The organism is Flavobacterium piscisymbiosum (assembly GCF_020905295.1).
In the GTDB taxonomy this organism is placed as follows: domain Bacteria; phylum Bacteroidota; class Bacteroidia; order Flavobacteriales; family Flavobacteriaceae; genus Flavobacterium; species Flavobacterium piscisymbiosum.
Genome location: NZ_JAJJMM010000001.1, coordinates 3317046 through 3329569, shown reverse-complemented (window position 1 = coordinate 3329569; position 12524 = coordinate 3317046). Strand labels below are relative to the sequence as shown.

The 12524-nt window shown below is 31.0% G+C and carries 12 protein-coding genes; 6 read left to right on the top strand and 6 right to left on the bottom strand.

What is annotated here, in order from left to right; translation table 11 throughout:
- Positions 1 to 372: 372 nt before the first annotated feature.
- A complete protein-coding gene (locus tag LNP81_RS14540) occupies positions 373 to 2148 on the top strand; it encodes an LTA synthase family protein (protein WP_230037002.1) in 1776 nt (591 codons plus the stop codon).
- A 70-nt stretch (positions 2149 to 2218) separates the two neighbouring features.
- Here LNP81_RS14540 and LNP81_RS14535 read toward each other — a convergent pair whose 3' ends face one another.
- Entirely contained in the window at positions 2219 to 2860 is a 642-nt protein-coding gene (locus LNP81_RS14535) for a PAS domain-containing protein (RefSeq protein WP_230037000.1), read from the bottom strand.
- 288 nt (positions 2861 to 3148) lie between these two features.
- On the opposite strand from LNP81_RS14535, the gene LNP81_RS14530 reads away from it, so the two are divergent.
- The 3 genes from LNP81_RS14530 to LNP81_RS14520 all read left to right on the top strand — a co-directional run bounded on the left by LNP81_RS14530 (position 3149) and on the right by LNP81_RS14520 (position 5928).
- Positions 3149 to 3964, top strand: coding sequence for a 2,3,4,5-tetrahydropyridine-2,6-dicarboxylate N-succinyltransferase (locus LNP81_RS14530; RefSeq protein WP_026982140.1), 816 nt, complete (start codon positions 3149 to 3151; stop codon positions 3962 to 3964).
- A 105-nt stretch (positions 3965 to 4069) separates the two neighbouring features.
- Positions 4070 to 5143, top strand: coding sequence for a glycosyltransferase family 9 protein (locus tag LNP81_RS14525; RefSeq protein WP_230036998.1), 1074 nt, complete (start codon positions 4070 to 4072; stop codon positions 5141 to 5143).
- Positions 5143 to 5928: a glycosyltransferase family 2 protein gene (locus tag LNP81_RS14520; RefSeq protein WP_230036996.1), complete on the top strand. Its 786-nt coding sequence runs from the start codon at positions 5143 to 5145 to the stop codon at positions 5926 to 5928. The genes LNP81_RS14525 and LNP81_RS14520 overlap by 1 nt, the downstream gene beginning before the upstream one ends.
- On the opposite strand, the gene LNP81_RS14515 is transcribed toward LNP81_RS14520, so the two are convergent.
- The gene (locus LNP81_RS14515) at positions 5909 to 6676 is read right to left on the bottom strand and encodes a Kdo domain containing protein (RefSeq protein WP_230036994.1); all 768 of its coding nucleotides are present in this window, start codon (positions 6674 to 6676) and stop codon (positions 5909 to 5911) included. The two genes, LNP81_RS14520 and LNP81_RS14515, sit on opposite strands and share 20 nt — an antisense overlap.
- Positions 6677 to 6759: 83 nt before the next feature.
- Here LNP81_RS14515 and LNP81_RS14510 point away from each other — a divergent pair, with 83 nt between their 5' ends.
- Positions 6760 to 7836, top strand: a complete 1077-nt coding sequence (locus LNP81_RS14510) for a glycosyltransferase family 4 protein (RefSeq protein WP_230036992.1) — start codon at positions 6760 to 6762, stop codon at positions 7834 to 7836.
- A 7-nt stretch (positions 7837 to 7843) separates the two neighbouring features.
- On the opposite strand, the gene LNP81_RS14505 is transcribed toward LNP81_RS14510, so the two are convergent.
- Complete coding sequence (locus LNP81_RS14505; RefSeq protein WP_230036989.1) at positions 7844 to 8701, bottom strand: hypothetical protein; 858 nt, start codon at positions 8699 to 8701, stop codon at positions 7844 to 7846.
- 104 nt (positions 8702 to 8805) lie between these two features.
- Here LNP81_RS14505 and LNP81_RS14500 point away from each other — a divergent pair, with 104 nt between their 5' ends.
- Entirely contained in the window at positions 8806 to 9840 is a 1035-nt protein-coding gene (locus LNP81_RS14500) for a glycosyltransferase family 2 protein (protein ID WP_487318660.1), read from the top strand.
- 5 nt (positions 9841 to 9845) lie between these two features.
- Here the strand turns inward: LNP81_RS14500 and LNP81_RS14495 are convergent, their stop codons facing one another.
- Genes LNP81_RS14495 through LNP81_RS14485 form a run of 3 tightly spaced genes read right to left on the bottom strand, consistent with a single transcriptional unit; the run spans position 9846 to position 12516 of the window.
- Positions 9846 to 10811 carry a glycosyltransferase family 2 protein gene (locus LNP81_RS14495; RefSeq protein WP_230036985.1) on the bottom strand — a complete coding sequence of 322 codons (966 nt, stop codon included), beginning with the start codon at positions 10809 to 10811 and terminating at the stop codon, positions 9846 to 9848.
- A 59-nt stretch (positions 10812 to 10870) separates the two neighbouring features.
- Positions 10871 to 11506 (bottom strand): PglD-related sugar-binding protein, encoded by a 636-nt coding sequence (locus LNP81_RS14490; RefSeq protein WP_230036984.1) that lies wholly within the window; start codon positions 11504 to 11506, stop codon positions 10871 to 10873.
- On the bottom strand, positions 11506 to 12516 hold the full coding sequence (locus tag LNP81_RS14485) for a 3-oxoacyl-ACP synthase III family protein (protein WP_230036982.1): 1011 nt from the start codon (positions 12514 to 12516) through the stop codon (positions 11506 to 11508). The genes LNP81_RS14490 and LNP81_RS14485 overlap by 1 nt, the downstream gene beginning before the upstream one ends.
- Positions 12517 to 12524 lie beyond the last annotated feature (8 nt).

Genomic DNA, 12524 nt, shown 5'->3' with positions numbered 1-12524 from the left:
ATTTTCAACAAAGATAGAAAAGGAATTAACAACTTAAAAAATAATCTCTGTGTTTATATCTCTAATAAATATATACCTATTAGGCTATTAATTTGCAATATTATATACAAAATTAACATATTATCTTTTTAATCAGAAAAATGTTGTTTATTATTTCATAATTTGAAAAAAAATAAGTTCTTTTGCGAGAAATTTAGCGGATCCTTTTAAACAATTAAATACCACGTATTTAAACCAAATAAGAAGGCGTAAAAATAATTTAAAAACATTAAATCTCAAATGAATAACTACAAAAAATGTATTGCTCTATTTTTAAAAAGATTTTTTTTAATCGTTATCATATACCAGTTAAGCAGAGCTCTATTTTATTTTATGAATTTGGATTTGTTTGATGATTTTACACTTCAAACTTTTACAGGAGGAATTTTGTTTGATTTGGCTGCTATCAGTTATTTAAATATTATTTTTCTTGTTGCTCATTTAATTCCGGGAAATTTCAAATACAACAACCTTTACCAACGCATACTTAAGATTACTTTTTATGCTGTAAATCTGATCTTTATAGCAACTAATTTTATCGACATTATCTACTATCGCTTTACTTCAAGAAGAAGTACTTTTGGCATGATTACCGCAAAAGGTATGGAGCAGGAAGCAATTGGATTAATACCTTCATTTTTAGCAGAATTCTGGTATATTGCGCTTATTTTTATTGCCATTAGCATCTTATTTTGGAAATTACTTCCTGATTTGAATAAAAACATTACAAGACAAGATTTAACTAAAAAAGACTACTTTTTAAAATTTAGCTATCTTATCGTTTCGGTTGCAGTTTTATTAATTCTGGGACGTGGAGGACTGCAAAAAAAACCTATAAAAATTGTTGACGGAATTAAATACGGCGCCTTAAGTAACACTGCTTTAGTACTGAATACTCCTTTTACTATTTTAAAAACTATTGCAAAAAAAGAAGATATTGAAAACACTACTTATTATAATACAAAAGAATTAAAAGCAATATATAATCCTGTTATTTCATTACACCCCAATAAAGCTGCTATCAAAAAAAACGTAGTAATTTTGATTTTAGAAAGTTTTGGAAATGAAAATGTGGGACGCGGACAAACTCCTTTTTTAGATTCTCTTATTACAAAATCATACTATTTTAAAAATGGTTTTGCCAACGGAAAAGTATCTATCGATGCTGTTCCTTCTATACTTTCGAGCATTCCTAGTTTAATGAATAATTCATTTATCACCTCTAGTTATTCTTTGAACAAAATAAATGGTCTTCCGAAAATTTTTAAAGAAGAAGGTTATAAAACTTCCTTTTTTCATGGCGCTTTCAACGGAAGTCAAAACTTTGACCAATATGCAAAAGTAGCTGGTTTTGATCAGTATTTTGGAAAAGATGAATATACAGGTAAAGAAGCGTTTGACGGACGATGGGGAATTTTTGACGAAGAATTTCTACAATTTTACGCCGAGAAATTATCCTCATTTAAACAGCCTTTTTTCAGTTCGCTATTTACCATTTCTTCTCACAATCCTTATATTATACCGGAGAAATACAAAGGAAAATTCCCTAAAGGAACAACTGTTATCCAGGAAAGTATTGCTTACAGCGATTATGCATTGAAAAAGTTTTTTGAAACTGCAAAAAAACAAAAATGGTACAACAACACTCTTTTTGTAATTTCTTCTGATCATACTTCCGCGGGAGGCGATAAAGAGACTGATCAAACCAATATTGGAAAATTTAGAATTCCAATTTTATTCTTTGATCCTTCAAATCCTGAATTGGTAGGTGTTAATGAGAAGAACTTTCAACAGATAGACATTATGCCAAGTATCTTAGATTATCTAAACATAAAAACCGATATGATAAGCTTTGGTAAAAGTTATAAGTCTAAAGATAACTTTGTGGTGTATTATCTTCAGGGAACATACCATTATATTAAAGACGACTATTATTTAGCCTTTGCAAACAACCAAACCATCGGTCTTTATAACTGGAAAAAAGACGTTTTATTAGAAGACAATTTAATTAACAAGGACAAACCTAAAGTTAAAGAATACGAAAAATTTATAAAAGCTTACATACAATCTTTCAACGAAAGAATTATTTATAATAAGCTAGCACTGTAAATAAAAAGTCCGTTTTGATAACTCAAAACGGACTTTTTTTCCAAATATTCAAACCTAAAAAAATCAAATACTATCTATTAAATAATCTTCTGAAGAAACCTCTTTCTTCCTCTTCTTCCTCCTCCTCTACTATTACTCGTTCTTCATATTGAGTAAATTTTGCCTGACCTCTTTCGTGTTCAAAAATTAAGTCCTTAATATATTCAACATAACTTTTCTTTTTTTCTTCTAAGAATCCAATCAGGTATTTTTCACTAAATTCCATTCCGCTTGCTGCTTCAATCTGCAAAAGTTTTTTATAAAGAGGCTCAATATGCAATGCAATAACTTCTTGTGGTACGGCCTGGCGTCTTCCAAAATAATTCACAATAACATCGTTCTCATCTCTCGAAATTTCAAAATCCGTAATAACCCAATAGAACCTTCCTGATTTGGCCAGATTTTTTACAATAGCGTGAAAGTTTTTTCCGTTTTTAAGGTTTTCCCAAAGTACTTTAAAGATTACTCGCGGCATATCCGGGTGGCGAATGATATTGTGCGGTTGCCCCATTAATTCATAATCCTCATAACCACAAACATCAACAAAAGTCTCATTGGCATATTCAATAATACCAAAGGCATTTGTTTTACTCATAATCACCTGAGTTTTGTCCCAAGAGACTTCTTTATCAATAATAGTTCTTTGTCCCTGAAGTTGATTTTCCTGATTCATGTCTTGCTGCTTATATAATTTGTTTTGGAATGGTATTTTAATTTCTCTTATCTTTTTCGAGAAATTCATGGTGCGAAATTACTTAGAACAAAAAAGTCAAAACCTGACTTTTGTCATATTCTGACATTAAAAAAACTTTTAGTGGCGTCATTTATCGAAAAAATCACTTATAAGAATTGTATTTTATTTATCAAATTAAAAACAAAAAGTTAAATCTGTAACATTTTCAAAAGCTTTTACCTTTTTGCATTTGCACAAATACGCTATCTTTGCCAAAAATTAAAACTTATGAATTCTTTACAGACTATAATCGAACAAGCTTGGGAAAACAGAGCTTTATTACAAGAAACTACTACAACTGATGCTATCAGAGAAGTTATAGAATTGGTAGATGCAGGAAAATTACGTTGTGCTGAACCAGTTGGAGACAAATGGCAAGTAAACGAATGGGTGAAGAAAGCTGTTGTGATGTATTTCCCAATTCAAAAAATGGAAACATGGGAATCTGGTATTTTCGAATACCACGACAAAATGTTACTAAAAAGAGGTTATGCTGAAAAAGGAATTCGTGTAGTACCAAATGCTGTTGCGCGTTACGGAGCTTATATTTCTAGTGGTGTTATTTTGATGCCAAGTTATGTAAATATTGGTGCTTATGTTGACGAAGGAACTATGGTTGACACTTGGGCAACCGTTGGTAGTTGTGCTCAAATTGGTAAAAATGTTCACTTAAGCGGTGGTGTTGGTATTGGTGGAGTTTTAGAGCCATTACAAGCTGCTCCTGTAATTATCGAAGATGGTGCATTTATTGGTTCTCGTTGTATTGTTGTCGAAGGTGTGCACGTAGGCAAAGAGGCTGTTCTTGGTGCTAACGTTTGTTTGACAGCTTCTACAAAAATTATCGATGTTACCGGAGATGAGCCTGTTGAAATGAAAGGTTTTGTTCCTGCACGTTCAGTTGTAATTCCTGGAAGTTATACTAAAAAATTCGCTGCTGGTGAGTTTCAAGTACCATGTGCCTTGATTATTGGTACACGTAAACCATCTACAGATTTAAAAACTTCATTAAATAACGCACTTCGCGAATACGACGTTGCGGTATAAATTTTAAATTGTAATATTTTAAAATCCAAATTCCAATCTTATCAATTGGAATTTGGATTTTTTTTGCTTCAATTTGTAGACTCTTAATAAGATTAAGCTTTCTATATGAAGATACTTGTAATTCAACAAAAAATGATTGGTGATGTTTTGATTAGCAGTATAATATGCAATAATTTGCGTGCTGCTTATCCAAATGCTCAAATAGATTATTTAGTTTACACTTCTACAACTCCTGTTTTAGAAGGGAATTCAAATATAGATAACATCATTTTGTTTGAAGAAAAACATCGAAAAAGCAAAAAAGAACTACTGAACCTTGGAATTCGGATTCGAAAAGAAAAGTACGACTTACTTATTGATGCTTATTCAAAATTAGAAAGCTGGATTTTGGTATTATTAAGTAATGCCAAACAAAAAATCTCATACAAAAAACCAGGAAGAAACTTTTTATATACTGATAATGTTCCGTTTGAAGCTCTTCCTAAAACCAATCTAGGTTTGGCAATAGAAAGACGTCTCTCGCTATTAGAACCTCTTGATTTAACAATACAAATTGATCCAATTCCTAAATTGTTTGTTTCTGAAAAGGAAAATCAGGAAGCAATTGCTCTTTTTGAAAAACATAACGTTCAAAAAGACCGAAAAATAGTCATGATTAGTCTTTTAGGAAGCGAAAAATTAAAAACATATCCTCTAGAATTCATGTCTAAAGTGGTTGATTATGTTGCGGATAACGCCAATGTAAATATTCTTTTTAATTACTTCCCAAAGCAATTAGAAGATGCCAAAACCGTTTTTAATGCATGCAAACCTTCAACTCAGGAAAAAATATATTTTGATTTACTGGGCGATGATCTTCGTTCGTTTATTGCTATTATGAATCAATGCGATCTCATTATAGGAAATGACGGTGGTGCCATAAATATGGCAAAAGCACTCAACAAACCATCATTTATTATTTTCTCTCCTTGGATAGAAAAAAGAATCTGGGCAACTTTTGAAGACGGAATTCATCATCTTTCTGTACATTTAAAAGATTATCGTGCCGATTTATTTGATCAGAAGACAGAAAAAATGCTCAAAAAAGAGTCTTTGTCATTGTATAAAGAATTTAAACCTGAATATTTTACAACTCAAATCGAATCGTTTTTAAATCAAAATTTAAGCAATTCGATCTAATGACTTTGTCTAATAAACAAGCTTTAACAGCATTAGTTATTACTTATAATGAGGAGCACAATATAAAAGCTCTTCTTGATCATTTGGCTTTCGCCGATGAAATAATTGTTGTGGATTCTTTTAGTTCAGATGTTACTTTTGAAATAGCTTCTTCCTTTAAAAATGTAAAAGTTGCTCAACGTATTTTTGATAATTTTGCCTCTCAACGCAACTATGCGTTAAGTTTAGCTACAAATTCATGGATTCTTTTTATTGATGCCGATGAAAGACTGACAACTGAACTTGAAAAGGAAATCAGCACTATTATTAACGAGCAAAATAGTGTTTCGGCGTATTTTATATACAGAACTTTTATGTTCCAGAATCAAAAATTGCGTTTTAGCGGCTGGCAAACAGATAAAATCATCCGACTCTTCAAAAAAGAAGAAGCATATTACAATCATGAAAAAATTGTACATGAAAAATTAATCGTAAACGGAGCAATCGGAAAATTAAAGAATAAATTAATCCATTATTCGTACTCCGATTATGAGGATTATAAGCAAAAAATGATTCTTTACGGACAATTAAAAGCGCAGGAAGAATTAGTGAAAAAGACAAAACCCCAATTTTTCCATTTTTATATACGCCCAGTTTATCAATTTCTAAATCAATATATCATTCGCTTAGGAATTTTAGACGGAAAAAAAGGGATTATTATTTGTTACTTAAATGCTTTAAGCGTTGCAGTACGTTTTCAGGAGCTTAAAAAACTAAGATCGAAAATTACGATTTCCAAAACTTAAGTTTCTTTTTCAATCTTTTCTTTCTGGCAAATTCTTCCTGAAAATGAGCAGTTGCCTGCCACATTTTTTCGAAAATTTCATCTTCTGTTTTTTCTTTATAGAACTTAGAATATTCATTACTCATTATGGCAATCATTTCTTTTTTAGGTGTTAAGCGGCTAAAGTTATTCATACGTTGCTCAAAACTCATGTTTTCGTGAAAATTCATTCGGTTTAGATCAACTAAAAAGAAACTATATATATTGTTTTCGTTCTTCTTGATCAATGTATTTCCCGGAGAATGATCTAAAAACTCTACCCCTTTTTCATGAAGGCCGAAAGTGAATTTTGTAAACTGTCTTAAAATCGTATCGTTATCGGGGTAATCCGGAATTTCAACCAATTCTCTATAAGTTAATTCAGTTACCAAATGTTCACTCGCATAATAACTGTCTTTTAAGCCTACAATATTAAAATTTTCAAGAAATGCGATTGGCTGCGGAGTTCCAATTCCTTTCTCTAATAAAATGGTAGCATATTGAAAAGAACGCTTTGCTTTTGATTTTCTAAAATAACGATACGCTATTTTGTTTACTATATTCGGAATTTTAAACGATTTAATATTAATCTTTTTTCCGCCTAAATCAAACAACTTTATTTTATTGCGATCTCCATTCCCAAACAGTTCGCCTGAAGAATTAAACTTTTTAATTGTATCAAGTAGTAAAGGAGTATTGTTTTCGAAAAGAGGATTTACTTTAAAATTCATCAGTAGCTTTTTATAAGGGACAAAAGTACATATACGATTTAACACTTCAAATTATTATTGTATTTTCGTAAAAAAAAGAACAAATGTCACAAAAAAGTATTTTCCTTGAAACGCATAATATAAACAACAGAGCATCCGGTTTAGGAACTTTTAATTATGAATTAATCAAAGGATTGTCGACATTAGACCTTAACAACTTCGAATTAACTTTAAACAGCGCAAAACCAGAGCTCCTTAAAGATGAATTCAATGATAAATTCAAATATCATAAATACAGCAGCCTTTCGCGCCATCCGTTATTTAGAATTCGAAAAAAATACGATTTATGGCATTCTGTAAATCAAAATATAAAAGTTGAACCTTTTTTCAATACTAATTACTTGCTTACGGTTCATGATATTCATTTTGTCGAAGAAGTTTCCTCTGATAAAAGTGCTAAGCTGCATAAGCTTTTTGAAAAGAAATTAGAAAGATCTACGGCAATTACCTATATCTCAGAATTTGCCAAGAAACATACACACGAACACTTTAACGTTCCCAATGTTCCTGAATATATCATTTATAACGGAAACCCGATTTCGACAATTCTGGATACCTCAAATTTCATTTCGGCAGTTTCTGTAGACAAGCCTTTTTTCTATTCGATTGGAGATTTTATCGAAAGAAAAAATTTCGATTCGATTATCCTTATGATGAAAGAAATTAAAAATTTTAATTTGATCATTTCAGGAAATAATGATAAAAAGTATGGTGAAGAAATTAAAAAGCTAATTATTGATAACGGCTTAAGCAATCAGGTTTTCCTGACCGGAAAAGTATCTGATGAAGGAAAACAATTCTACATGAAAAACTGTACTGCATTTCTTTTCCCATCTATTCGCGAAGGTTTCGGACTTCCGCCAATTGAAGCTATGAGTTTTGGTAAACCTGTATTTTTATCGGATAAAACCTCACTGCCGGAAATTGGAGGTGATGTATCAAATTACTGGACCAATTTTGATCCCGAATATATGAAAGAAGTTCTTTTTGACGGATTAACACATTTCGACAATAATAAAATTGAAATTGAAAACCTGCTCAAAAAAAGAGCTGCAAGTTTCGATTGGAAAATTGCAGCTGCTGAATATTTTAATGTTTATAAAGAAATACTAAATAAATAGTATTTCTTTATAAATGTTTGAACCATTGCCCGATATTCTTACCCCAAACATATATATTCGAAGGTATTACTCTGCAAAAACTAATATTATCTCTGATTTCATTAAAACTTGAACCTTCTACAAAGGCTAGTTTTTTCCATTTTTCAGGCTCCATATAAAAGAAGTTTCTCATGCTTTTATAGTTGCTTTTATTAACTAATTTCCATTTGCGCATAAAAGATTCCGGGTTCACTTCATCATTATGCCCCCAGTTCTTGAATTTATATTCGATTTCTTCTGCAGTTCTTGACAATGTTTCATGCCATAAAACATTACGCGTATATATAATTCTCTGGCGCGTATTTCGTGCCACTTTATAATCAGGATAATTTGTAGCCATAAGCCCTCTCGTGGCTTTATCTACATACAATAAACCTCCATCAGTATACTTAAACATATTAATTAAAAAAGCAGCAACCTGTATTCTGTTATTTTCCGGATCATCTAAAAAGTTGTCATGTTTTCTTAAATCTTTTACAAACTTTTTAAAATCTAAAAAATATTCATCACTGTCCACTTGTATAAGCCAATTCCCGATTCCCATTTTCAAAGACAGCATATGACGCTCTCTATTGTCATTTTCGATAGCCGAAAGTTCGGGCACATAAAAATTATCCCGATAAATTGTAATTTTATTCTGAGTATCAAATAGTTTTATCCACTCGAAAAACTCATCATCAACCTCAAAAATTTCACCTGACCAGGTTCGGAATTTTTCATCAACTGCTAAAAAGATAGCATCAGCATCATTATATACAAGAGGGATTGATATTTTTAGTTTTTCGTAATCATAAGAAAATAAAAAGCCAACGTGGATTTTTTTCATTTATTTAAATTTGTTAGGGCAAAGATAAAAACATTCCGAAATTATCTATAAAATTACCACTGATTCTTTAAGATAATTTTAACTTAAATATTATCTTTGCCATATTGAAACAAAAACCATGCAAAATCATGCGAATTCCTCAAATTTCTGTTATAATTCCTGTTTTTAACGCTGCTCCTTTTTTGAACGAAAGCATTGAAAGTATCCTAAATCAAACATTCTCAGACTTTGAACTTATTATATTAAACGACAAATCTACAGATGAAAGTTTAGAAATAATCAAAAAAAAACAATCTAAAGATAATCGAATAATAATTATCGATAAAGAACAGAATGTAGGTCCTGCAAACCTAAGGAATGAAGGAATAAACGCGTCAAGAGGTAATTTTATTGCCTTAATGGATGCTGATGATATTGCTGCACCAACACGTTTTGAAAAACAGATAACAGTATTTAAAAATAATCCAGAAATTGGAGTTTGTGGCACAGGGTTTACTTTTTTTGGATCAAAAAAAAATAAAACCATACAACACAGCACACATCATGATGCAATAAAAGTATCTTTTTTACACAGTTGTAACATTGGCAACCCAACTGTTATGTTTAAAAAAGAGTTTTTGGGCGATTTAAAATTCGATAATGATTTTGTTCCTGCTGAAGATTATGATTTATGGAGTAGATTATTAGCTAAAACTAATTTCTATAATATACCGGAATCTCTGCTTAATTACAGACAACACGATAACAATATCAGTAAAACAAAAATTGAGAATGTAAACCGATCTGTAAAAAGGGTAAAAATAAATCAATTAACTGCTCTTGAAATAAATCCTGGAGATCCAAAAATTGATTTCTACTTAAATGCAGTTTCATTACAAAAAAGACTTTCGCCTCAAGATATTATCGAGACAATTAATGCCTCAAAAGTTTTGCTTTCGCAGAATGAAAAAATAGGATACTTTAACCAAAACTTACTTGAAAAGCATATCAATAAAGTTTTGGTGCGCACTATTCGTAATGCCAGCTCTTTTAATATTGTCTTTTATAAGCATTTAAGCAAAAACGAAAAGGCTTTATTACAGAAAATAAGCCTATTCGATCGAATGATTTTATATTTTAAATCTTTATTTGGACGATAAGAATTTTAAAATCCTGATTTTATATATTTCAATAAATATTTGAATTTTAAAGATAAACCCGCTTTATCTAAAAATTCATTGATTGCTTTTTGAGGTTCCTCTATATTTTGAAACTCTTTGGTTTTACGCAATTTTAAAGCCTCAAACGCAGAAGCTTTTAATAACGAAGCCATAACCTTTTCGATATTTTTCGTTCTCGCTTGCGGAATGTTATCATAAATCTCTTTTATATTGAGATAAGAAGAGTAACGCTGAAAAAAAGTAGATTTTAAAGAAAAAACTCCACCTGGATGCACTCTGTAAACAGCCGCCTGAAAATTCATAAAAGCGCCTTTTCCATGGCAAAGCGCCAATGCATAAAGTGTATTATCTTTACCGTATTTGAATTTTTTATAATCTAAAGGATCGACAGCATCTTTTTTGAAAACACTGGTCAGCGTCAAGGTGCAATAAGGCTGAAAAATTGTATCAAAATCAATTGTGTATACAGATGGCAAAGTCTCTTTGAAGTCATTAGGTACTAATTCAGTTCCTTTTTTACTAAAATAATCTGTCCATGTTATCACATACTCTTTATTATTTTCTAAAAACTCGACCTGTTTTTGCAATTTCAATGGATCAATCCAATAATCATCTCCTTCGCATAAGGCAATATATTTTCCTTTTGCCATTGGAAAAGTAAGATCACTCCAAAAATTAACTTTTTTAGAATACTGGTTTTCTTTTTGTAAAATGGGCTTAATAATAAAAGGATATTGCTCTGCAAATTCTTTGACAATACTTGCAGTATTATCTGTAGAGGCATCGTCATGTACTATTATTTCGAAAGGAAATGTAGTTTCCTGTTTTAAAAAACCTTCTAAAGTTTCACGAATAAATCCTTCATGATTAAAAGTATCGCATAAAATACTGACAAATGGTTTGTGTATATCACCAGTCCAGTTTAAAACAACATTACTTTGATCCTTCATGAAATATTTATTTTGATAATTTTTATTCTTTTTTTATTCTTTATGATTTTAGGACTGCCTTAAAATTCAAGTTTTTTAGCAGGAACTCCAAAAACCGTAGTATTTTCTTTTACATTTCTAATAACAAGACTCGCTGCACCAACAGTTGCTCCTTTGCGAACAATTACATGAGGCAATACTGTTGCACGTGTATTAAGGGTCGATTCTTCTTCAAGTACAACGAAACCACCTGTAAAAGAATAAGAACTTAAATGCGCCCAATTATGAATTTGGGTATCATGCCCTAAACCAACATATCCTTGTATCGTTACAAAATCTTTAATTATGCAGTCATTGCTGATATTTGCATACATAAAAACCAGCAAACCAGTACCAACAACAGCATTTGTATTTAATTTTGTCGATGGATGAATCAAATTGATAAACGAACCTCCTTTTGACATAATTAATTCAGCGTAATGTTTTTTCCATTTTACGGTTCCTAACGCACAAACAAAAACATCATCCTCCTCAATTTTATAATCTTCGACAGAAGAAAGTATAGCAGGATAATTTTCGAAACTATCCAAAGCATCTGCTTTATCGTCCAGGAAACCTTTTATAACATATTCAATATTAAAACCTGAGCATTGTGTGGCAAGATCATAAACCTCACGGCCAAATCCTCTCGCTCCTATTATGATTAAATTCTTCATTATTCTATGATTAAATTACAGGCTCCCCACGAATATCCTACACCAAAACCTGCCAATATAAAGTTGGTTGCATTTACTAGTTTTTGTTGTTTTTGAGCTTCATACAAAGCAATAGGAATGGTAGATGAAACTGTATTGCCACAATGTTCCATGGCAATAAAAAACTTATCTTCGGGAATTTTTATTTTTTTTCTCAAATGATTAAGCATGTATTTATTTGCCTGATGAAAAATAAATAAATCGATATCTTCTTTTGTTAAGTTTGATTTTTCTAAAATCGCTTCGGTAAGTTTTGGAACAAATTCTCCAGTAAAATTGAAAATTTCGGTTCCGTTCATGAATAAATTTTTATCATTTCTCACGTTTCCAAATTCATCTTTAATATCTTCATTTTCATCCGAAACAGGAAAACGCATACCACCTTGCTTTACAATCAGGTTTTCTGCCCCTTTTCCGTCTGTACCAAAAACAAAATTACCAATAGAGCAAAAACCTTTTTCGATACTTATTAAGGTAGCTGCTGCAGCGTCTCCAAAAATTGTTTTGTTGCTTTTATCATTTGGATGAATAAATTTCGAATAGGTTTCTGAGGTAATTAGCAAGACATTTTTAGCCATTTCTCCGGCAATCAAACCTTTGGCTAAGCTTAAACCATAAACAAAACCGGAACATCCTAAATTAAAATCTAATGCACCTATTGATGTATCCAGACCTAATTTATCCTGAATAATACATGCCGTGGTTGGTAAAAAATAGTCAGGACTTTGAGTACAAAATAATAAATAATCAATAGTTGATTTATCTATATTATGCTCTTCAAATAATTTTTCAGCAGCTTTAACCGCCATATCAGATGAAAATTCATCCTCGGCACTTATATGTCGCGAATTAATTCCAGTTTTGGAGCTAATTTTTTCGATATCCCATTCAGGAAATTCCTGATGAATTAAATCATTAGATAAAATGGTTTCAGGTAAATAATATGAAATGGCCTTTATATTCGCTTTCATTGTCAGAA